This window comes from Bradyrhizobium sp. USDA 3240 (genome assembly GCF_054063295.1).
Genome location: NZ_JBSSGD010000002.1, coordinates 64,327 through 86,107, shown reverse-complemented (window position 1 = coordinate 86,107; position 21,781 = coordinate 64,327). Strand labels below are relative to the sequence as shown.

The window sequence follows — 21,781 nt, the reverse complement described above, 5'->3', positions numbered from 1 at the left end:
GCATGATGTTTGGAATGCGAGTGAGGGGGGGGCTGTTCGCCGCCTTGGTCATGTTCGCCGCGCCAGCGGCGGCCACCTTGGCGGCCGTTGCTGTCTCTGCGCCTGCGCAAGCGCAGACTGTTGATTCGATTGCGGTGGAGGGGAACCGTCGCGTCGAGCTCGAAACCATTCGTTCTTATTTCCATCCCGGACCGGGCGGTCGGCTGGGCCAGGCCCAGATCGATGACGGCCTGAAGGCGCTGATCGAGACCGGCCTGTTCCAGGACGTCCATATCGATCAGCGGGGCGGGCGCTTCGTCGTGGTCGTGGTCGAGAACCCGGTGATTGGCCGCGTTGCCTTCGAAGGCAACAAGAAGGTCAAGGACGAGCAACTCACCGCCGAAGTCCAGTCCAAGCCGCGCGGCACCTTCTCGCGTCCGATGGTGCAGTCGGATGCCCTGCGCATCGCCGAAATCTACCGCCGCTCCGGCCGCTACGACGTGCGGGTCAATCCGCAGATCATCGAGCAGCCGAACAACCGCGTCGACCTGATCTTCGAGGTCAACGAAGGCGTGAAGACCGGTGTGCGGTCGATCGAGTTCCTGGGCAACAATGCCTATTCGGCGTCCCGCCTGCGCGACGTCATCAAGACCCGCGAATCGAACCTCCTGAGCTTCCTTGGCGGCAACGACGTCTATGACCCGGACCGCGTCGAAGCCGACCGCGACTTGATTCGCCGCTTCTACCTCAAGAACGGCTATGCCGATGTACAGGTCGTGGCCGCACTGACCGAATACGATCCCGACAAGAAGGGCTTCCTGGTTACCTTCAAGATCGAAGAGGGCCAGCAGTACCGCGTCGCCGCCGTCAACTTCACCTCGTCGATCGCAACACTCGACCCGAACGCGCTGCGCTCGTACTCGCGCGTCAATACCGGCTCGCTCTACAACGCTGAGGCGCTGGAGAAGTCAGTCGAGGAGATGCAGATCGAGGCATCGCGCCGCGGCTATGCGTTCGCGGTGGTCCGGCCGCGCGGCGATCGCAATTTCGACAATCACACGGTGTCGATCACCTTCGCGATCGATGAAGGTCCGCGCACCTATATCGAGCGTATCAACGTCCGCGGCAACAGCCGCACGCGCGATTACGTGATCCGCCGCGAATTCGATATCTCGGAAGGCGACGCCTACAACCGTGCGCTGGTGGACCGTGCCGAGCGCCGGCTGAAGAACCTCGACTTCTTCAAGACAGTGAAGATCACCACCGAACCCGGATCCTCCAGCGATCGCGTCATCCTGATCGTCGATCTCGAGGAGAAGTCGACTGGCGACTTCTCGGTGTCGGGCGGCTATTCGACCACCGACGGCGCGCTGGCTGAAGTCAGCGTCTCCGAGCGCAATCTGCTCGGCCGCGGCCTGTTCGCGAAGGCGTCGGTGACCTATGGCCAGTATGCCCGCGGCTACTCGCTGTCGTTCGTCGAGCCCTATCTGCTCGACTATCGTGTCGCGCTCGGCCTCGATTTTTATCAGCGCCAGCAGCTGTCCAACAACTACATCGCCTACGGCACCAAGACGCTCGGCTTCAGCCCGCGTCTCGGCTTCAGCCTGCGGGAAGACCTGTCGCTGCAGCTGCGCTACTCGATCTATCAGCAGGAAATCACCCTGCCGTCGACGCTCAACAACTGTAACAACAATCCCTTCCTGGCTGACGGCGTAACGCCCAATCCCGCATTCAATCCGAGCCCGGCCTATGCGAACCTGAACGGGATCAGCCTGGTGTCGACCAATGGTCTCGGCTGCTACAGCGACGGTGAAGCCTCGCTGCCGGTCCGCAAGGAACTGGCTGGCGGCAAGACGTTGACGTCGGCGCTGGGTTATACGCTCAACTACAACACGCTCGACAACAACAAGAACCCGACCGACGGTCTGATCGTCGACTTCAAGCAGGACTTCGCCGGCGTCGGTGGCGACGTCAGCTACATCAAGAGCGCGATCGACGCGAAGTACTACACCCCGCTGGTGTCTGATATCGTCGGCGTGATCCACGCCCAGGGCGGCATCCTGAACAAGCTGGGCAGCGACGAACTGCGCATGCTGGATCACTTCCAGATGGGCCCGAACCTGGTCCGCGGCTTCGCGCCGAACGGCATCGGTCCGCGTGACATCAACCCGTACGGCACCATGGACGCCGTTGGCGGCACCAAGTACTGGGGCGTGTCGGCGGAACTGCAGATGCCGTTCTGGTTCCTGCCGAAGGAAGTCGGGCTCAAGGGCGCGGTCTATGCCGACGCCGGCGGCCTGTACGACTACAAGGGACCGACCTCGTGGGCGGCGACCGGCGAAGTCAACACGCCCGGCTGCGTCAGGCCGACCAACAACCCGCCGTCTCCGGGTACCTGCTTGGGTCTGAGCTATGACGACAGCAAGGTTGTCCGTACCTCGGTCGGTGTCGGCCTGATCTGGCAGTCGCCGTTTGGTCCGCTGCGCTTCGATTACGCCGTACCGCTGACCAAGGGTGCGTATGACCGCGTGCAAGAATTCCGGTTTGGCGGCGGTACGACTTTCTAACACCGCTGATCGACCGGACTGCGACGGATGGAATGGCGCAGCCGATCTTCTATAAGAGTCCTCCTTCGTCATCGCTGGCTGAAATTGCCGCGCTGACGAAGGCGCAACTGGTCGACCCCGAGAGGGGCGCGCTTCAGATCAGGGGGCTGGCCTCGCTCGACGAGGCCGGTCCGATGCATCTCGCGTTTTTCGACAATCTCAAATACGCCGACCAGCTTGCCGCGACCAAGGCCGGCGCCTGCCTGGTCAGCGCGCGTTTCGAGGCGCAGGTGCCGAAGGGCACCGCCGTGCTGCGGGCCGCGAAACCGTTCCAGGTGTTCGTCGAGCTTGCCCGCGAATGGCACGCCGATGCGCTGCGGCCGCAATCCTGGTTCGGGACCGAGGGCATCGCCCCGTCGGCGATCATCGATCCCACCGCGCGCCTCGAGGACGGCGTCATCGTCGATCCGCTGGTCGTGATCGGCCCACGGGTCGAGATCGGCGCCGGCACCATCATCGGCGCCGGCGCGGTGATCGGCGCCGACGTCAAGATCGGCCGCGACTGCAATGTCGGCGCCAAGACCACCATTCAGTTCGCGCTGATCGGCAACAACGTGCTGATCCACCCGGCCTGCAATATCGGCCAGGACGGCTACGGCTTCATCTTCTTCGGGCCGGCCGGGCACGTGAAGGTGCCGCAGACCGGCCGCGTGGTGATCCAGAACAATGTCGAGGTCGGCGCCGCCTCGACCATCGACCGCGGTTCCCTGCGCGACACCGTGATCGGCGAGGGCACCAAAATCGACAACCAGGTCCAGATCGGCCACAATGTGACCATCGGCCGGCACTGCCTGCTCGCGGCCCAGATCGGGCTCGCCGGCAGTCTGACGATCGGCGACAATGTTGCGCTCGGCGCCAAGGTGGGCATCAACAACCACCTCAAGATCGGCGACGGCGCCCAGGTGACGGCGATGAGCGCGGTCAAGGACGACATTCCGGCCAATGGTCGCTGGGGCGGGCATTTCGCCAAGCCGACCAAGCAGTGGTTCCGGGAAATTATCGCGGTGGAGCGCCTGGTGCGCGACAACGAAGCCAAAGGCAAGGAACAGGAGTGATGGAGGAGGCACCGGTCAAATTCGAGCTCGTGGATATCAACGATATCCTGAAGACGCTCCCGCATCGCTTTCCGATGTTGCTGATCGACCGGGTGATCAAGATCCGCACCGACTACAGCGGCATCGGCATCAAGAACGTCACCTTCAACGAGCCGCCGTTCCAGGGGCATTTCCCGGATCGTCCGGTCTATCCCGGCGTGATGATGATCGAGGCGATGGCGCAGACCGCCGGCGTGATCGGCATCAAGTCGGTCGAGGGCACCGAGAAGCCGCGCGCGGTGTATTTCCTCACCATCGACAAGTGCAAGTTCAGGAAGCCGGTGATGCCCGGCGACACCATCGAGTACCACATGCGCTCGCTCGGCCGCCGCAAGACGATGTGGTGGTTTCACGGCGACGCCAAGGTCAACGGCCAGGTCGTCGCCGAGGCCGATGTCGGTGCGATGCTGACGGATTAAAGCAACGTCAGCTCGCCGCCGTCACGACGTGCTGCAGGCATATCGGCCGTCCGCGCCGGCGATCCGCAGCACGCGATTGAGGAAGACGCCCATCGATGGTGCGATCATCAGCGCGTCGTAGGTCTCCGTAGGCACGCCGCAATAGTGCTGGTAGCTGCCCCTGACCGCGACCAGCAGCGTGCGCTCGCTTGCGCTGTAGCAGACCCGCTGGACGATCGTGCTGCGGTTGATGTCGCGACAGTCGAAGCTCGAGAGATTGACGGTCGTGCTGTTGCCGAGATCGACGGTCTCCGGACCGACCGGCGCGGAGAACAGGCTGAGGATCAGTGCGGCGGCCCGGACCATGGATCGGTTGCGACCTTCTCGTTTGCAACAGGCGGTCATCATACGTCACTGGACAGGGCGGGCAAAGTCGCGCTAACGACCGCTCAAATCGACTGATACCACCTTGGCGTGATTAACGAATTCCGGACCGTAACGACATGAGCATGATCGACCTCACTGCGCGGATTGCGGATGGCGCTGTGATCGGGGCCGGCACCGAGATCGGTCCGTACTGCATCATCGGCCCCAACGTCGTGCTGGGCGAGAACTGCAAGCTGATCGCGCATGTCACCGTCAGCGGGCACACGAAGATCGGCGCCGGCTGCGTCATCTCGCCGTTTGCCGCGCTCGGCGGGCCGCCACAGGATCTGAGCTATCGCGGCGAACCGACCCGTCTTGAAGTCGGCGAAGCCTGTACGATCCGCGAAGGCGTGACGATGAATGTCGGCACGATCAAGGGCGGCGGGCTCACCCGCGTCGGCGACCGCGGCTTCTTCATGAACAACAGCCATGTCGGCCATGATTGCATGGTCGGCAATGGCGTGATCTTCGCGACCTCGGCGACGCTCGGCGGCCACTGCGAGATCGGCGACTCCGTCTATATCGGCGGCCTGTCGGCAGTGCACCAGTTCACCCGCGTCGGCTCGCAGGTGATGATCGGTGGCGTCTGCGGCGTGCGCGGCGACATCATCCCGTTCGGGCTCGCCAACGGTCAATATGCGGTGCTCGAAGGGCTCAACATCATCGGCATGCGGCGGCGCCAGTTCACCAAGGCGCGGCTCGCGACGGTGCGCGCGTTCTATCAAAAGCTGTTCCACGGCCCCGGCATCTTCGCCGAGCGGCTGGTGTCGGTGCAGCCGCTCGCGGGCGAGGATCCTGCAATCGCGGAGATCCTCGCCTTCATCGAGGGCGGCAAGCTCCGGCCGCTCTGTCTTCCCGCCGACGTCAATTGAGCAGGGGATGGCCGCCAGCATGACGTCAGCGGCTCCCTCGCTTTCCTCGCCGGTCGGCGTGATCGCCGGCGGCGGCGCCATGCCGTTCGCGGTCGCCGATCAGCTCACCGCGCGCGGTATCACGCCGGTGCTGTTCGCGCTGCGCGGCGCCTGCGATCCGGCGCGCGCGCAGCGGTTTCGTCATCGCTGGATCTCGGTCGGCCAGCTCGGACGCGCGACCCGGCTGTTCCGCGACGAAGGCTGCCGCGACCTGATCTTCATCGGCACCCTGGTACGTCCCGCGCTGTCGGAGATCCGGCTCGACTGGGGCACGCTGCGTTTGCTCGGCCACGTCGTGCGCGCGTTTCGTGGCGGCGACGATCATTTGCTGTCGAGCGTTGGCCGCATCCTCGAGCAGCAGGGATTTCGCATGGTCGGAATCAAGGATGTCGCGCCCGATCTCTTGATGCCAGAGGGCGCCGTGACGCGCACAACGCCGGATTCGAGCGCGCTCGCCGACATCGCACGCGGACGCAGTGTGCTCGATGCGCTCGGTCCGTTCGACATCGGTCAGGCGGCCGTGGTGATCGACGGCCACGTCGTTGCGGTCGAAGACATCGAAGGCACCGACGGGCTGCTGGCGCGGGTGGCGCGGCTGCGCGCCGAGGGCCGTATCCGCGCCAAGGCCGGCCGCGGTGTGCTGGTGAAGGCGCCGAAGAGCAAGCAGGATCTGCGCTTCGATCTTCCGACCATCGGCCCTCGCACGGTCGAGGGCGCCGCAGCGGCGGGCATTGCCGGCATCGCTGTGATCGCTGGCAACACGCTCGCCGCCGAGCCGCAGGCGCTGATCGAGGCCGCCGACGCAAAGGGGCTGTTTGTCATCGGACTGGCGGGCTGATGCAGGCGCATAGTCCCAGCAGCCGCCGCAAGATCTTCCTCATCGCGACCGAGGAGTCCGGTGACCGCCTTGGCGCGGCACTGATGAAGGTGCTGCGCCAGCGCCTCGGCGATGTCGTGCAATTTTCCGGCGTCGGTGGCCGGCAGATGACCGGCGAGGGCATCGATCCGTTGTTTCCGATCGAGGATCTCTCGATCATGGGCTTTGCCGCCGTGGTGAAGCAATTGCCGAAGATCCTGCAATTGATCCGCCGCACGGCCGATGCCGTGCTCGTCGATGCCCCTGACATGCTCGTCATCATCGACAGCCCTGACTTCACCCATCGCGTCGCGCGCCGCGTTCGCGCGCGCAACCCGAACATTCCGATCGTCAACTACGTGTCGCCGTCGGTCTGGGCGTGGCGGCCGGGCCGGGCGCGCGCGATGCGAGGCTATGTCGATCACGTGCTCGCACTGCTGCCGTTCGAACCGGAGGAATATCGCAAGCTGCAGGGGCCGCCATGCAGCTATGTCGGACATCCCCTGACCGAGCAGCTCACTGCGCTCCGGCCGAACGAGGAGGAACAGAAGCGGCGCGATGCGCAGCCGCCGGTGCTGCTGGTACTGCCCGGAAGCCGGCGCAGCGAGATCAGGCATCATCTGGCGCTGTTCGGCGCGGCGCTTGGCCAGCTCAACAAGCAAACCCCGTTCGAGCTCGTGCTTCCGACCATGCCGCATCTCGAGGCCATGGTGCGCGAAGGCGTCGCGTCGTGGCCCGTGGTGCCGCGGCTTGCCGTCGGCGAGGTCGAGAAGCGCGCCGCATTCCGCGTGGCCCGCGCGGCGCTCGCAAAGTCGGGCACGGTGACGCTGGAGCTCGCGCTGTCAGGCATTCCGATGGTGACGGCCTATCGCGTCGGTGCTGCGGAAGCGTTCATCCTGCGCCGTGCGATCCGGGTGTCGTCGGTGATCCTCGCCAATCTCGTGATCGGCAGCGACATCATTCCCGAGTTCCTGCAGGAGGACTGCACGCCGGATAAGCTCGCGCACGCGCTGGGTGATGTCCTCGCGGATACGCCCGACCGTCTGCGGCAGCTCGTGGCGTTCGGAACGATGGACGGGAAGATGTCGACCGGCGACCAGCCGCCGAGTGTCCGCGCCGCCGACATAGTGCTCGCGGAAATGAGCCGGCGTTCAACCTAGTCATTCGGTCATCGTGGTGCCGCGGCGACATGTGGCCGCAACGGTTCCGCTTGCTTCGGGAATTTAGGCTGCACTAATATTAGTAATAGCTAATATTGATGCGGAGCGCCGTCATGAAGATCGATCCTGTCGCCTATGTCGGAGCCGTCGTTCGCGAAGTCGCGGTCCGGGAGCGCGATGGCAAGCCGGCGCGGGCGGTCATCGCGACCCGCAGCTACGACACCGACATCGCCGATCTCTGGGACGCGCTGACCAACCCCGAGCGCATTCCGCGCTGGTTCCTGCCGATCTCGGGCGATCTCAGGCTCGGCGGCCGCTATCAGTTCCAGGGTCAGGCGGGCGGGGAAATCACGACGTGTGAGCCGCCGCGCCGGCTTGCCGTGACCTGGGAGGCGATGGGCGCCGTCAGCTGGGTCACCGTGACCCTGGCCGACGATGGCGCCGGCGGCACGCGGCTCGAGCTGGAGCATCTTTCACTGATCGAGGGCGACTTCTGGGATCGCTACGGGCCCGGCGCGGTCGGTGTCGGCTGGGACCTCGCCTTGATCGGGCTCGCGCTCTATGTCGCGGCAGGCCCCGGCGGGCAGTTCGACCGGGCAGCGGCGGAGGCGTGGCCCGGCTCCGGGGACGGCAAGGATTTCATCCGCCGCAGCAGCGCGGACTGGTGCAGGGCGTCGATCACGGCGGGAACGGACGAGGCGGCGGCACGTCGGGCCGGGGCCAGCACGACGGCGTTTTATTGCGGCGAGCCTGAGCCGGGCGGCGGTGGAGGCTAGCCGTGCACGCCTTCGACATCCTCGGCGATCCCGTCCGCCGGCGCATCCTGGAACTGCTGGCGACCGGCGAGCATAGTTCGGGCGACGTCGTTGCCGTCGTGCAGCGCGATTTCGGCATCACCCAATCGGCGGTCTCGCAGCAGTTACGGGTCCTGCGGGACGCCGGTTTCGCGTCGGTGCGCGCCGACGGCACGCGCCGGATCTATGGCGTGGAGCCGGCGCGGCTGCGCGAGGTCGACGACTGGCTCGACCGGTTCAGGGCGTTCTGGCTGCCGCGTCTCGATGCGCTCGCGACCGAGGTCGCGCGCGGCAAACGAAAACGGCGCCATCGGGACTGATGGCGCCGTCTCGAACTCGTCGGAGATGAAGCTTACTTGCGCTTGTCGATCGTCACATAGTCGCGGCGCGCCACGCCGGTATAGAGCTGGCGCGGACGGCCGATCTTCTGCTGCGGATCCTCGATCATCTCGCTCCACTGGCTGATCCAGCCGACGGTGCGGGCGACTGCGAACAGCACGGTGAACATCGAGGTCGGGAAGCCCATCGCCTTCAGCGTGATGCCCGAATAGAAGTCGACGTTCGGGTAGAGCTTGCGGTCGATGAAGTAGGGATCGCTGAGCGCGATCTTCTCGAGCTCGAGCGCAACCTTCAGCATCGGGTCATCGCCATGGCCGGTCTCGGCCAGCACCGCGTGACACATCTTCTGCATGATCTTGGCGCGCGGATCATAGTTCTTGTAGACGCGGTGACCGAAGCCCATCAGGCGGACTTCGCTGTTCTTGTCCTTCACCTTGGCGATGAACTCGGGGATCTTGTCGACCGTTCCGATCGACGACAGCATGGCGAGCGCGGCTTCGTTGGCGCCGCCATGGGCCGGACCCCACAGGCAGGCGATGCCGGCCGCGATGCAGGCGAACGGGTTGGCGCCCGAGGAGCCGGCGATACGCACCGTCGAGGTCGAAGCGTTCTGCTCGTGATCGGCATGCAGGATGAAGATCTTGTCGAGCGCGTCGGCGAGCACCGGGTTGATCTTGTATTCCTCGCACGGCACCGCGAAGCACATCTGCAGGAAGTTCTCGGCGAAGGAGAGCGAGTTCTTCGGATACACGAAGGGCTGGCCGATGGTGTATTTGTAGGCCATCGCCGCCAGCGTCGGCACCTTCGCGATCATCCGCATCGAAGCGATCATGCGCTGCTTCGGATCGTTGATGTCGGTGGAGTCATGGTAGAACGCGGCGAGCGCGCCGACAGCAGCAACCATGATCGCCATCGGATGCGCGTCGCGGCGGAAGCCCTGGAAGAAGCGCGCCATCTGCTCGTGCACCATGGTGTGGTGGATCACGCGATGGTCGAAGTCCTTCTTCTGCGCCGGGGTCGGAAGCTCCCCGTAGAGCAGCAGGTAGCAGGTCTCGAGGAAGTCGCCGTTCTCGGCGAGCTGCTCGATCGGGTAGCCGCGGTATTCGAGGATACCCGCGTCGCCGTCGATATAGGTGATCTTCGACTGGCAGCTGCCGGTCGAGGTGAAGCCGGGGTCGTAGGTGAACACCCCGGCCTGGCCGTAGAGCTTGCCGATGTCGATGACATCAGGCCCAACCGTGCCGCTCAGGATCGGGAAATCGTAGTTCTTGTTGCCAATGGTGAGTGTGGCTGTCTTGCTGGATTTTGCGTCCATCGTGATATCCCCGATGAAATCGTTGCGAAAACCGACCTTGCCCAGTCGCTAATTTGCGGCCCATGGCGGGGCGGAACGGCTTGTGGAGAAAGCGTCCGGGGATGGGTAGCTCATTGCAATGTGCGCTGCAAGATGGACCCTGGAGGGGGTCCATGCAGGATCACACCGCCTGATCGGCGAGACGAGCAAGACACTCCTGGCGGCCCAGCACGGCCAGCACGTCGAATATGCCCGGCGACGTTGTCCGCCCGGTCAGCGCCACCCGCAGCGGCTGGGCAACAGCACCGAGTTTCAGATTGTTCTGCTCGGCGAAATTCCGCATGGCGGTCTCGGTGGTTTCCGCCGTCCAGTCGTTGACGGCTTCCAGCGCGGTGCGCAGCCGGCCGATCAATGCGCGCGTTTCCGGCGTGAGTAGCGCGGATGCTTTCGGATCGAGCTCCAACGGGCGATCGGCGAAAATGAAGTAGGCGCTGGCGATCAGCTCGATGAGCGTCTTGGCGCGCTCCTTCAGGTTTGGCATCGCCCGCAGCAATTGCGCGCGGGTGGTGTCATTGAGCTTGGCCTTCAGCGCGGCGCCTTCAGGAACATAATCCAGTACGTCCTCGAACTGGGTCACGAGGGATTGATCGTCGCTCTGCCGGATATAGTGGCCGTTGAGGTTCTCCAGCTTGGCGAAATCGAACCGCGCCGCCGAGCGGCCGATGCCGGAGAGATCGAACGCGTCGATCATCTCCTTCGTCGAGAAGATCTCCTGGTCGCCATGGCTCCAGCCGAGCCGGACGAGATAGTTGCGCAAGGCGGCCGGCAGATAGCCCAGCGCACGGTAGGCATCGACGCCGAGCGCGCCATGGCGCTTCGACAGCTTCGAGCCGTCGGGCCCATGGATCAGCGGAATGTGGGACATGCTCGGCAGCTCCCACTCCAGCGCGTCGTAGATCTGCTTCTGACGCGCGGCGTTGATTAGGTGGTCGTCGCCGCGGATGATGTGGGTGACGCCCATATCGTGGTCGTCGACCACGACCGCGAGCATGTAGGTCGGGGTGCCGTCGCCGCGCAGCAGGACGAGGTCGTCGAGGTTCTCGTTCTGCCAGACCACGCGGCCCTGGACCTGGTCCTCGATCACGGTCTCGCCGGTCTGCGGCGCCTTGAGGCGGATGGTCGGCTTGACGTCGGAAGGCGCGGAGGCCGGATCGCGGTCACGCCACATGCCGTCATAGAGGCGGGTGCGGCCCTCGGCGCGCGCTTTCTCGCGCATCGCGGCCAGTTCCTCCGGGGTAGCGTAGCAGTAATAGGCCCGCCCGGCGGCGAGCAGGCCCTCGGCGACCTCGCGATGGCGCGCAGCGCGGCTGAACTGGTAGATGACGTCGCCGTCCCAATCGAGCTCGAGCCATTTCAGGCCGTCCAGGATGGCGTCGATTGCCGCCTCGGTCGAGCGTTCGCGGTCGGTGTCCTCGATCCGGAGCAGCATCTTGCCGCCGAGCTTCCTGGCATAGAGCCAGTTGAACAGCGCGGTGCGGGCGCCTCCGATATGGAGGAAGCCGGTCGGCGAGGGGGCGAAGCGGGTAACGACGGAATTGGTCATGATCGATTGCGACGTATGCTGGAATGGGCGGTGGTGTATATCAGGAACCGGACATAACTAAAGCCCCGGCTGACCTTTTGCCGGTCAAACCAGGCTCTGAAACCAGGCTTGGCCGGACGGCGCGAATTTGGCAGAAGGTTAAGCTTAATCCTCCGGGGAACCCTTTGATGACGACTGACACGACGGCAGAGGCAGGGCGCGACTTCATCCGCGACATCGTCCAGGCCGATCTCTCCTCCCATAAGCACAACCGGATCGTGACCCGCTTTCCGCCGGAGCCGAACGGCTACCTGCATATCGGCCACGCCAAGTCGATCGCCCTGAATTTCGGCATCGCGCAGGAATTCGGCGGCCAGTGCAATTTGCGCTTCGACGACACCAATCCGACCAAGGAGGAGCAGGAGTACATCGACTCGATCCAGGCCGACGTGCATTGGCTTGGCTACGATTGGGGCAAAAACCTCTTCTTTGCGTCGGACTATTTCGAGCGCCTGTACGATTGGGCGGAGGGCCTGATCAAGGCTGGCCATGCCTATGTCGACGATCAGTCGCAGGAGGAGATCCGCACTTCCCGCGGCACCTTGACCGAGCCCGGCAAGAACTCGCCGTTCCGCGACCGGTCGGTCGAGGAGAACCTCGACCTGTTCCGCCGCATGAAGGCCGGCGAGTTCTCGAACGGTGCCCGCGTGCTGCGCGCCAAGATCGACATGTCCGCCGGCAACATCAACCTGCGCGATCCGGTGCTGTACCGCATCCTGCACGCCCACCATCCGCGCACCGGCGACAAATGGTCGATCTATCCGAGCTACGACTACGCACACGGCCAGTCGGACGCGATCGAGGGCATCACCCATTCGATCTGTACGCTGGAGTTCGAGGATCACCGCCCGCTCTATGAGTGGCTGCTCGACAAGCTGCCGGTGCCCTCGAAGCCGCGCCAGTACGAAATGGCGCGCCTCAACCTGACCTACACGCTGCTGTCCAAGCGCGTGCTGACCCAACTCGTCCGTGAGGGCCATGTCGCGGGCTGGGACGATCCGCGCATGCCGACCGTCGCAGGCCTGAAGCGGCGCGGCGTGCCGCCGGCGGCGGTGCGCGAGTTCATCAAGCGCATCGGCGTTGCCAAGGCTAACAGCGTGGTCGATGTCGGCATGCTCGAGTTCTGCATCCGCGAGGAGCTGAACCGCACGTCGCTGCGCCGGATGGCGGTGCTGCGGCCGCTCAAGGTCGTGATCGAGAACTATCCGGAAGGGCAGGTCGAGGAGATCGAGGCGATCAACCATCCCGACAATCCGGACGCCGGCACCCGCAAGATCGCCTTCGGCCGCGAGCTCTATATCGAGCGCGACGACTTCATGGAGAATCCGCCGAAGAAGTTCTTCCGCCTATCGCCCGGCAGTGAGGTGCGGCTGCGCTACGCCTACTTCATCAAGTGCACGGGCGTCGTGAAGAACGACGCCGGCGAGATCGTCGAGCTTCGCGCCACCTATGATCCCGCGACCAAGGGCGGCAACGCGCCCGATGGCCGCAAGGTGAAGGCGACGATGCACTGGTTGCCGGCGGCGCAGTCGAAGCCGGCGGAGATCCGCATCTACAATCAGCTGTTCGCCAATCCGAGCCCGAACGCCGCCAATTTCGCTGCCGACCTCAATCCGCAGTCGCTGGAGGTGCTCAGCGATGCGCGGGTCGAGCCTGCGATCGCCGAGAGCAATTCGCTAGAGGCGATGCAGTTCGAGCGGCAGGGCTATTTCGTGCGCGATGCGGATTCGACGCCGGACCGGCTGGTGTTCAACCGCACCATCGGCCTGCGCGATACCTTCGCCAAGGAAGTCGGCGGCAAAGGTTAGCGCAATCCTGCGCGGACAACGGACGGAGGCGATCGATGCCTGATGAAGCCGACGATATCGCCTCCGCCATCATCGCCAGATGGTCCGCAGGTTTGGGCAAGCTCGATGCGGATACGCTGGCCGCGCTCTACTCGCGGCACGCGTTCTTCTTCGGCTCGAACCCGACGCTCTATCGCGGCCGCGACGGTGTGAAGGCCTACTTCAACGGCCTGCCGCGCTGGCACGCACCGCGCGTTCAGTTCAGCGAAGTCAGGGCCGAGCGCGTGAATGCCGATCTCGTCAATATGGCTGCTATCGCGTCGTTCTTCCTCGACGGCGATGCGCCTTCGCTTACCGTCAAGATCACCTGGGTGATCACGAGGGAGGACGGCGACTGGAAGATCGCCTGCCATCACGTCTCGTCGCAGACGCCATTGATCTAGCGCCCGCCAAAATATCGAAAACAACCCCATGCAAAGTAGCCGCCGGCGTTCGACATGGCAACTTGACACGTCGGGCAAATCAACGGTATTCTTCTATTATTCCGAAATCATGCAGGCCCGCCCCCGCAAGCCGGGGCCCGCATCACGTCTCGGCGGACATGTTCTGCTCTTGCAGGATTTTGACGAGCGCCCGGTGCTCCAGGCAGCCGGCCAATCCCGGCAGCGTGAGCAGGGTGGCCGGCACGGTCACGCCCTTCGGCGAGCGAAGTTCAATCTGCTCCAGATGCAGTCCCGGATGCGAGCGCGTGGTGGGTCGCACCAAGGCATCGAGCCTGCCGTCGATCAGTTCGCCGAGATCGCCGGTCGGGGAGAGATTGACGCGCAATTGCCGTTGATCCTGCCGCGTCAAGCTTTGGATCGCAGGGCACTTCCTTGACAGGATGACCGGTGCAACGCCGAGCCGAAGCCGCCTGCCGCGAAGCGCGGGCGCCGTGCGATGCGTCGCATGCGATATCTCGCGGAAGGCGCGGCTGATCGACGGCAGGTACTCTTCGCCGGCGGTCGTCAGCAGCAATCCGCGCGGCAACCGCCGGAACAGCGCGATCCCCAACGCGGTCTCCAGCGCCTTGACCTGCTGGCTGACCGCGCCGGGCGTCACGCACAATTCGTCGGCCGCGCGCTTGAAGCTCAAATGCCGCGCGGACGTCTCGAAGGCGCGCAGTCCGTTCAGGGGAGGGAGACGGTAGCTCATGGTCGGCACTTCTCAGGTTCTGTCGAGCCGCAGTTTTCAGGGATAGATTTTCTAAGTCAACGGCCGAGAAGGATTGGTTTGATCCCGCCGGTCCGCTCCCGCAGAAATAGCCCGACCGGTTTTTGCCAGGGAGAGCATCCATGCCCGACACTCACGACGTGGCCATCAGTCATTTGCAGCGGCGCAAGATCGAGGGCCGCGTTCTGATCCCCTTCATCCAGACGCTGCGCGACAAGCTCGGCGACGACGCCACGCGGGAGCTCGTCGATGCCACGATACGCCGGCTCGCGGCCGAGGACGGCGCAACATGGGCCTCCACCTACGGACAGGGCATCGGGTCGTTGAGGCGGATCGTCGATGAATTGTGGGCGGGCGGCGGCGCCATGGAGGTCCAGATCCTCGACCAGTCGGAGGAGCAGTTTGCCTTCAATGTGAAGCGCTGCGGCTATGCCGAGTTCTACAAGGATCTCGGCCTCGCCGACATCGGCTACGAGGTTCACTGCAAGCGCGACCATGCCATGCTCGCAGGCTTCGACGACGGCCTGCAGCTCTCCCGTTCCCAGACCTTGATGGAGGGGGCTTCGTGTTGCGATTTCCGCTTCCGCCGAACCCCGTAGCAGCCGCAGCTCGTGCTGCCGGATACCTTCGTGTTCCGGTTGCGTTCCGCTAGGCGGCCGGCGGGAGCTTCCGCTAGCTTCGTGGCCCGGCAGGGATCGCAAGCGGTATGGCGGAGCAGGGCACGACGCCGGGCGGCAGACGTGGCTACGCGGGGACGTGGCCGCCGCGCACGGCTGCGCCGGCCGGCGGCTATATTCCGGTGCGCGCCAGCATCTGGCGTCCTCTCGTCGAGGCATTGCGGCAATGGGTGCGTGCGGAGACGGGGGCCGGGCGGCTGTTGCCGTGGGTGCCGGTGGCGTTCGGCACCGGCATTGCGTTCTATTTTGCGGCCGAGCACGAGCCGCTGCTCTCGGTCGCGGCGTCAGTCGCGATCGCGCTCTGCCTGCTCGCGTTGCTGCTGCGGCGGCGCCGGGTGTTTCCCGCCGTCGTGATGCTGGCTGCGGTCGCGGCGGGATTTGCGACGGCGACATGGAAGACCGCGCGGATCGCCCATGGCGTGTTGGCGCGGCCGATATATTCCGTGGCGCTGACCGGCTTTGTCGAAACGCGCGACGTCAGAGAGAAGACGGACCGCTTCGTGCTGCGCGTCGTGTCGATGGAAAGCCAGCGCGAGGTTCCAAAACTCGAGCGCGTCAGGCTCTCGGTCAAGAAGGGCACCGCGCCCGAGGTCGGCAGCTTCGTCGAATTGAAGGCGCGGCTGATGCCGCCGCTCGGGCCGCAGCGTCCGGGCTCCTATGATTTCGGCCGCGACCTCTATTTCCAGGGCATCGGCGCATCCGGTTTCGTGATGGGCGCGGTGAAGACCAGGGAGCCGCCGGCGAGCGGCGGCCTCGCGCTGCGTTATGCTGCCTTCATGCAGTGGCTGCGCGACGCCATCGACGCGCGGATCCGCACCATGCTGGACGGCGACCAGCGCGCGATCGCAACGGCACTGCTCACCGGCCGGCGCGATGCGATCACGACGCCGGTCAACGACGCGATGTTCATCTCGGGGCTCGGCCATGTGCTGTCGATCTCCGGCTACCACATGGCCGTGGTCGCGGGCGTCGTGTTCTTCACGATCCGCGCGCTGCTCGCGCTGTTTCCGGCGCTGACGGCCGGACACCCGATCAAGAAATGGGCGGCCGCGGCCGCGCTGGTCGCGGCGGCGTTCTACCTCCTGCTGTCGGGGGCGGAGGTCGCCACCCAGCGATCGTTCTTCATGACCGCCGTGGTGCTGATCGCCGTGATCGTCGACCGCCGCGCGATCACCTTTCGCACGCTGGCGGTGGCGGCGCTGATCGTGCTCGCGATCGCGCCGGAGGCGCTGGTGCATCCGAGCTTCCAGATGTCGTTTGCGGCGACCCTCGGGCTGGTGGCGCTGGTGCAGATCGGGCTGCCGAACCTGCTGGCGTCGCCGGACCATTCCGCGACCGCGCGGGTTGCGCTGTGGGGCGGGCGTGAGCTCACGATGCTGATGCTGGCCTCGCTGGTCGCAGGGCTCGCGACGACGCCTTACGCCGCGTTCCATTTCCATCGCGTGACGCCCTACGGGCTGCTGGCGAACCTCGCGGCGATGCCGGTGGTGTCGGCGGTCGTGATGCCGGCCGGGCTGCTCGGGCTGCTCGCCATGCCGTTCGGCTTCGACGGCGTGTTCTGGGCGATCATGGGGTTCGGCATCGACTGGATGATCCTGGTGACGCAATGGGTCGCGGCGCTGCCGGGCGCGGTCGGCCGGATGGCGGCGTTCGGGGTCGGGCCGATGATCGTTGCAAGCGCCGGCCTGATCCTGCTCGGGCTGTTGCGCTCGCCGCTGCGCTGGTCGGGTGCGGTGCTGCTGGTGGTGGCCTCGGTCTGGGCGGTGCGGGTGCCGCAGCCGGACGTTCTGGTCTCCGCCGACGGCCGCAACGTCGCCGTGCGGGGCGGCGACGGCCGGCTGCATCTGATGCACAGCGCGAAGGACGCCTTCCTGGTCAAGGAGTGGCTGGCGGCGGACGCCGATGCGCGGACCGCCACGGACGCCTCGCTCGGCGAGGGCGTCTCCTGCGATCCGAGCGGCTGCGTGACGCAGGGTCCCGGCGGCGCCTTCGTCGCGCTGGCGAGTCGGCCCGAGGCGCTGGCCGACGACTGCGAGCGTGCGGCGCTGATCGTGAGCGCGCGACCGGCGCCGAAGGATTGCGCGGCCTCGGTGATCGATGCCGAGCGGTTGCGGCGCCACGGCGCGCTGGTGCTGCGGCGCATCAGGGACGGCTACGCCATCGACGCGGTCAAGCCCGGCGGGATCGACCGGCCATGGTCACCGGCGGTTCCCGGCGATGGCGAGAGCGAGACCACGCTGCGCACACCCGCCAGCGCGCCGCGGCCCGCCGTCGATGCGACGCCGGCCGAGACCGATTTGCAGGGCGAAGACTAGCCGCCCAGGATTAGCAGTTGTCGGGTGGGGGGCCGGTCGGCAGCTCGAACAGGCCGAGGTGGAACTCGTCGGAGTCGGGGCCGGCGTCGGGCTTCTTGACGAGGGTGAAGGAAGCCTCCGGAAATTGCTCCCAGACCTTCAGGTCGTCAGCCGTCACCGTCAGCCAGCCGAACCGGAACATGTAGCGGCCCGGCTCCGTGACGCGTCCAGCCTTTTGCCATGTGACCTTGTCGACCACTGAGCAGGTTTCCGTGAGTGCACGTCCTCCGTGCCCAATGATGCGCCAAGGCGCGCGCCGACGCAATTCTCCTGCTGCGCCCCGGAGCCCGGCGTCCGGGGTCGCTCGAAATCGGTTAGGTCCTTCGCCGCCGGATTACTCATTCCGCGGCGACGATGCGTTCAACCCAAAAACAGCGACGCAAATGCGGAGGGCCGCCGCTCCACAACCTTCGGCTTCTGCTCGACGGGCGGATGCAGCGCCGGCAATTGCAGCACGCTGACGCGTTGTCCCTCGACCAGCTGGGTCACCAGCACATGGCTGCCGTCGGGGAATTCGACCGCGTCATGATGGCGATCGGGAACGTCGGGCTCGACCTCGTTGAACACGCCGACGCGGAAATTCATCGTCTTGGTCCAGATCCAGCGGCTGTCGTAGCGAACGTTCTCGGCGAAAGCGAGCTCGGTGCCCGGCAGCATGCAGACCGCGACAGTCGGATCGTTCTCCGAAGCAAAGCCGCGGGTCGACGTGCCGCGGAAAGTCGTGGTGATCAGCGTCTCTCCAACAATGGCGGGGCGCGACGCCACGGCGTGCAGACTATAGTCACACATCGGATGGCTCCTCTATTCGAGGTAGCGACCCGTGCCTCTCCTTGAGGCATGGGGCCTCTACCAGAGTGGACGATAGCGAACGAGTGTCTCCTCGTTTCTGGGCGATTGTACGACTGGCCGCCGAACGCCCCAATCACAAACACGCGACGCTGCGTGAGAGGTATCGGAGCGCATCGGGCAGGCCGCACGTTACGCTATCTTTCAAGGAACGATCCGATGTGTTGCTCGTTCCCTGCCGCCATCAGTATTTGCGATAGAGGCCGATCAGCTTGCCCTGGATGCGGACCCGGTTCGGCGGCAGGATGCGCACTTCATAGGCGGTATTGGCCGGCTCCAGCGCGATCGACGCGCCGCGGCGGCGGAAGCGCTTCAGGGTGGCTTCCTCCTCGTCGATCAGCGCCACCACGATGTCGCCGGTGTTGGCGACGTCGTTGCGCTGGATCAGCGCCATGTCGCCGTCGAGGATGCCGGCATCGACCATCGAGTCGCCGCGCACTTCCAGCGCATAGTGCTCACCGGCGCCGAGCATGTCGGGCGGCACGCTGATGGTGTGGCTGCGGGTCTGCAGCGCCTCGATCGGCGTACCGGCGGCGATCCGGCCCATCACCGGGACCGCGACCGGACGGTTGCCGTCGTCCTCGGCGATCGGTGGCGAGCTGCTGCGCTTGCCGAGGGTGCCTTCGATGACGCTCGGGGTAAAGCCGCGGCGGCCGTTGCCGCTGCCGGCCGAGAGCTCGGGCAGCTTGATGACCTCGATGGCGCGGGCGCGGTTGGGCAGGCGGCGAATGAAGCCGCGCTCCTCCAGCGCAGTGATCAGGCGGTGGATTCCGGACTTCGAGCGCAGATCGAGCGCATCCTTCATCTCGTCGAAGGAGGGCGGTACGCCGGCCTCCTTCAGACGTTCATTGATGAAACGCAGTAGTTCGTACTGTTTGCGCGTGAGCATCTCGAGTATTCCCCCGGTTGGTAGCGTCGTTCGATTCCGAGACTCTTCAGGTGGGCCTGCAGGCGGGGCCTGACCTCAGGAGCGCGGTGCTCGGTACAAGCGCTTCCTGGATGGTCTCCCGTTTGTAGACACCAGTACTCGAAACAAATCATGAACGGACACTATATGTTCGATATGTGTTCCGCAACCACTTAATTTCCGGTGAACGTAACGGGCAAGCGCTCAAGCGATGCCGTCTGCGCCGTCACTCGGGCAGTGTCAGGATCTCGCATTCGCTGCCTTTGCCGGCGGCAGGCGCAAACGGCGGACGCACGAGAAGTGCCCGTGCCGCAGCGAGATTCCCGAGCAGGGACGAGTCCTGCTGCATCACAGGCGTTGCGACCAGCGTGCCGTCGTCGCGCGCCTCGAGACGTGCGCGCAGATAGTCCTCGCGCTGGTCGTTGGCGGCGAGGTCGCGGCCGAGCAATGCGCTGGCGCGGACATGATGGACAGTCTTTTGGCCGCTCAGCGCCCGAATCAACGGCACCAGAAACAGGAAGGCGCAGACATAGGAGGACACCGGATTGCCGGGCAGCCCGATCACCCGCATCGCCCCTAGCCGGCCATGCATCATCGGCTTGCCGGGCCGCATCGCGATCCGCCAGAACGCCATCTCGACGCCCTCGGCCTCCAGCGACTGCTTGACCAGGTCGTGGTCGCCGACCGAGGCGCCGCCGGTCGTGATCAGGATGTCGGCGCCGGTCTCGCGTGCCCGGCGGATGCCGGCGGTGGTGGCTTCCACCGTGTCGGCGGCAACCCCGAGATCGACGGTCTCGGCGCCTTCGGCGCGCGCCAGCGCCCGCAGCGCATAGCCGTTGGAATAGACGATCTGGCCGGGACCGGGCTCCGAGCCCGGCATCACCAGCTCGTCGCCGGTCGCCAGCACCGCGACCTTCGGGCGGCGGTGCACCGCCAGCTCCGGATAGTTCATGGCGGCCGCCAGCGACAGCGCGCGGTCGGAGAGGCGGCTGCCGGCGGCGAGCAGCACGTCGCCTTCACGGAAGTCGACGCCGGCCGGGCGGATGTGCCGCCCGGCGGCAGCCAGCTCTGTGATCGTGATCTGGTCGCCGTCGACGGCGGTGTCTTCCTGGATGATGACGGCGTCGGCGCCATGGGGGATCACGCCGCCGGTAAAAATTCGGACCGCTTCGCCTGGGCCAACCGTGCGCTCGAACGGCCGGCCGGCGGCGACTTCGCCGATCACCTTGAGCCGGGCCTTCAGATCACCGGCGTCGGCCGCGCGCACGGCATAGCCGTCCATCGCCGACATCGGCTGCGGCGGCTGGGTGCGGCGCGCGGCGAGGTCGCGCGCCAGGGTGCGATGGTAGGCGGCATCGAGCGCGACCATCTCCTCCGGCAGCGGGTCGGCGCCGGCGAGGACGGCGGACAGGGCATCGGCAACCGGCATCAGGGCCACGCTCAGAGCTCCTCAATTCCTAATCACATACCAAGTGCGGTCAGAGCCCTTGCCACGTCATCCGTCGATGTCACGTGGATGGCATGAAGGCCGCGCGCCCGCGCGCCGTCGATATTGGCGGCCAGATCGTCGAAGAACAGGATCCGCGACGCCGGCACGCCGATGGCTTTTACCACATGATCGTAGGCCTCGGCGTCGGGTTTCCGGTGGCCGATCGTCGAGGACAGGAAGACCGTTCGGAAATGGCCGAGCAACTCGGTATGGACGGCTGAGAAATGCGCGACATGGGCCGGATTGGTGTTGGAGAAGGCGTACAGCGGCATCCGCTTCGCGGCGGTCGCGAGCAAGGGGGCTATCCCCGGCATCTCGCCGGTGAAGATCGCATTCCAGCCTTCGAGAAACTGCGCGTCGGTGATGTCGATACCGAGCGTCCGGCGCAGGTTTGCGAAGAACGCCGCGTCGTCAATCCGGCCGATCTCGTGATGCTTGAAGCTGTCGTCGACGACAAAGCGCGCGGCGAGATTGGCCGGCGCGCAGCCGGCATGCCGCGCCCAGTGCGCCATCACCTTCTCGAAGTCGATATCGAGCACGACGCGGCCGATATCGAACAGCAGCACGTCGACGGAATCGGGGGAGAGTTGCGAGGTCATTGCGTGAAACCCTGTACGAAAATTGCGGGCGGGCGGCAATGTCCTCGATTTGTGCGGCAGGCATGCGACGACAGGGGCGGGGTGTCGTCCTTGCGAAGGCGGGGACCCATACTCCGCGGCGGGTGTTGTTGAAGGGACGCCTCGTACCCACTTCGCCTAACCATGACCATTCGTGGTTATGGGTCCCCGCCTTCGCAGGGGCAACGATGAGGATCGTGCGCGATTCAAGTTGTCACATCACGCGGTGTCAGTTGTGGTGGGGACGCAGCCCTAAAATCTCTCGACATGAATCGTCTGAGCTTTGCTTCTCGTTTCGCCGCTTGAAAGCAGAGGGCACAGGAAAGCCGGGTGCCGCCATGGGCCACTCACATCCTGGAAAGCGCCAGGCCGAGGTAGGCGATCAGCGCGCCG

Annotated in this window: 21 protein-coding genes; 12 read left to right on the top strand and 9 right to left on the bottom strand. The window is 65.5% G+C overall.

The genetic code is table 11. The annotated features are described in order from the left end of the window. Positions 1 to 2 precede the first annotated feature (2 nt). From bamA to fabZ, 3 genes are read left to right on the top strand one after another with little or no spacing between them, the layout of a single operon-like run. Complete coding sequence (gene bamA / locus ACVIGA_RS00760; protein ID WP_456664947.1) at positions 3 to 2,546, top strand: outer membrane protein assembly factor BamA; 2,544 nt, start codon at positions 3 to 5, stop codon at positions 2,544 to 2,546. Between the two features lie 32 nt (positions 2,547 to 2,578). Continuing rightward, positions 2,579 to 3,640 (top strand): UDP-3-O-(3-hydroxymyristoyl)glucosamine N-acyltransferase, encoded by a 1,062-nt coding sequence (gene lpxD / locus ACVIGA_RS00755; RefSeq protein ID WP_456664946.1) that lies wholly within the window; start codon positions 2,579 to 2,581, stop codon positions 3,638 to 3,640. After that, complete coding sequence (gene fabZ / locus ACVIGA_RS00750; RefSeq protein WP_016841580.1) at positions 3,640 to 4,098, top strand: 3-hydroxyacyl-ACP dehydratase FabZ; 459 nt, start codon at positions 3,640 to 3,642, stop codon at positions 4,096 to 4,098. The genes lpxD and fabZ overlap by 1 nt, the downstream gene beginning before the upstream one ends. Before the next feature lie 21 nt (positions 4,099 to 4,119). On the opposite strand, the gene ACVIGA_RS00745 is transcribed toward fabZ, so the two are convergent. Further along, a complete protein-coding gene (locus tag ACVIGA_RS00745; RefSeq protein ID WP_456664945.1) occupies positions 4,120 to 4,443 on the bottom strand; it encodes a KTSC domain-containing protein in 324 nt (107 codons plus the stop codon). Positions 4,444 to 4,580: 137 nt separating this feature from the next. Here ACVIGA_RS00745 and lpxA point away from each other — a divergent pair, with 137 nt between their 5' ends. The 5 genes from lpxA to ACVIGA_RS00720 all read left to right on the top strand — a co-directional run bounded on the left by lpxA (position 4,581) and on the right by ACVIGA_RS00720 (position 8,544). Next, a complete protein-coding gene (gene lpxA, locus ACVIGA_RS00740) occupies positions 4,581 to 5,375 on the top strand; it encodes an acyl-ACP--UDP-N-acetylglucosamine O-acyltransferase (RefSeq protein ID WP_456664944.1) in 795 nt (264 codons plus the stop codon). A 19-nt stretch (positions 5,376 to 5,394) separates the two neighbouring features. Further along, positions 5,395 to 6,252, top strand: coding sequence for an LpxI family protein (locus ACVIGA_RS00735; RefSeq protein WP_223967285.1), 858 nt, complete (start codon positions 5,395 to 5,397; stop codon positions 6,250 to 6,252). Next, a complete protein-coding gene (gene lpxB, locus ACVIGA_RS00730; protein ID WP_456664943.1) occupies positions 6,252 to 7,430 on the top strand; it encodes a lipid-A-disaccharide synthase in 1,179 nt (392 codons plus the stop codon). The genes ACVIGA_RS00735 and lpxB overlap by 1 nt, the downstream gene beginning before the upstream one ends. A 113-nt stretch (positions 7,431 to 7,543) precedes the next feature. Then, complete coding sequence (locus ACVIGA_RS00725) at positions 7,544 to 8,206, top strand: SRPBCC family protein (RefSeq protein ID WP_456664942.1); 663 nt, start codon at positions 7,544 to 7,546, stop codon at positions 8,204 to 8,206. A 2-nt stretch (positions 8,207 to 8,208) separates the two neighbouring features. After that, positions 8,209 to 8,544, top strand: a complete 336-nt coding sequence (locus ACVIGA_RS00720; RefSeq protein ID WP_456664941.1) for an ArsR/SmtB family transcription factor — start codon at positions 8,209 to 8,211, stop codon at positions 8,542 to 8,544. A 32-nt stretch (positions 8,545 to 8,576) separates the two neighbouring features. Here ACVIGA_RS00720 and gltA read toward each other — a convergent pair whose 3' ends face one another. Then, positions 8,577 to 9,878, bottom strand: a complete 1,302-nt coding sequence (gltA, locus tag ACVIGA_RS00715) for a citrate synthase (protein ID WP_092114598.1) — start codon at positions 9,876 to 9,878, stop codon at positions 8,577 to 8,579. Between the two features lie 160 nt (positions 9,879 to 10,038). After that, positions 10,039 to 11,460, bottom strand: coding sequence for a glutamate--tRNA ligase (gene gltX, locus ACVIGA_RS00710; protein ID WP_456664940.1), 1,422 nt, complete (start codon positions 11,458 to 11,460; stop codon positions 10,039 to 10,041). A gap of 167 nt (positions 11,461 to 11,627) precedes the next feature. Here gltX and ACVIGA_RS00705 point away from each other — a divergent pair, with 167 nt between their 5' ends. Next, complete coding sequence (locus ACVIGA_RS00705) at positions 11,628 to 13,307, top strand: glutamine--tRNA ligase/YqeY domain fusion protein (protein WP_456664939.1); 1,680 nt, start codon at positions 11,628 to 11,630, stop codon at positions 13,305 to 13,307. A gap of 35 nt (positions 13,308 to 13,342) precedes the next feature. Beyond that, the gene (locus ACVIGA_RS00700; RefSeq protein WP_456664938.1) at positions 13,343 to 13,729 is read left to right on the top strand and encodes a YybH family protein; all 387 of its coding nucleotides are present in this window, start codon (positions 13,343 to 13,345) and stop codon (positions 13,727 to 13,729) included. A gap of 142 nt (positions 13,730 to 13,871) precedes the next feature. On the opposite strand, the gene ACVIGA_RS00695 is transcribed toward ACVIGA_RS00700, so the two are convergent. Beyond that, positions 13,872 to 14,480 (bottom strand): LysR family transcriptional regulator, encoded by a 609-nt coding sequence (locus ACVIGA_RS00695; protein ID WP_456664937.1) that lies wholly within the window; start codon positions 14,478 to 14,480, stop codon positions 13,872 to 13,874. A 140-nt stretch (positions 14,481 to 14,620) separates the two neighbouring features. Between ACVIGA_RS00695 and ACVIGA_RS00690 the strand changes: the two genes are divergently transcribed. Next, positions 14,621 to 15,097 (top strand): L-2-amino-thiazoline-4-carboxylic acid hydrolase, encoded by a 477-nt coding sequence (locus tag ACVIGA_RS00690; RefSeq protein ID WP_456664936.1) that lies wholly within the window; start codon positions 14,621 to 14,623, stop codon positions 15,095 to 15,097. Between the two features lie 107 nt (positions 15,098 to 15,204). Next, complete coding sequence (locus tag ACVIGA_RS00685) at positions 15,205 to 17,490, top strand: ComEC/Rec2 family competence protein (RefSeq protein ID WP_456664935.1); 2,286 nt, start codon at positions 15,205 to 15,207, stop codon at positions 17,488 to 17,490. A 10-nt stretch (positions 17,491 to 17,500) separates the two neighbouring features. Here ACVIGA_RS00685 and ACVIGA_RS00680 read toward each other — a convergent pair whose 3' ends face one another. The 5 genes from ACVIGA_RS00680 to ACVIGA_RS00660 all read right to left on the bottom strand — a co-directional run bounded on the left by ACVIGA_RS00680 (position 17,501) and on the right by ACVIGA_RS00660 (position 21,370). Then, complete coding sequence (locus ACVIGA_RS00680) at positions 17,501 to 17,728, bottom strand: hypothetical protein (RefSeq protein WP_456664934.1); 228 nt, start codon at positions 17,726 to 17,728, stop codon at positions 17,501 to 17,503. Positions 17,729 to 17,889: 161 nt separating this feature from the next. Further along, positions 17,890 to 18,318, bottom strand: coding sequence for a hypothetical protein (locus ACVIGA_RS00675; protein ID WP_074130078.1), 429 nt, complete (start codon positions 18,316 to 18,318; stop codon positions 17,890 to 17,892). Between the two features lie 241 nt (positions 18,319 to 18,559). After that, positions 18,560 to 19,264: a transcriptional repressor LexA gene (gene lexA / locus ACVIGA_RS00670; protein WP_375774931.1), complete on the bottom strand. Its 705-nt coding sequence runs from the start codon at positions 19,262 to 19,264 to the stop codon at positions 18,560 to 18,562. 244 nt (positions 19,265 to 19,508) lie between these two features. Beyond that, a complete protein-coding gene (locus tag ACVIGA_RS00665; RefSeq protein ID WP_456664933.1) occupies positions 19,509 to 20,720 on the bottom strand; it encodes a molybdopterin molybdotransferase MoeA in 1,212 nt (403 codons plus the stop codon). Between the two features lie 23 nt (positions 20,721 to 20,743). Continuing rightward, positions 20,744 to 21,370, bottom strand: a complete 627-nt coding sequence (locus tag ACVIGA_RS00660; protein WP_456664932.1) for an HAD family hydrolase — start codon at positions 21,368 to 21,370, stop codon at positions 20,744 to 20,746. Positions 21,371 to 21,781 lie beyond the last annotated feature (411 nt).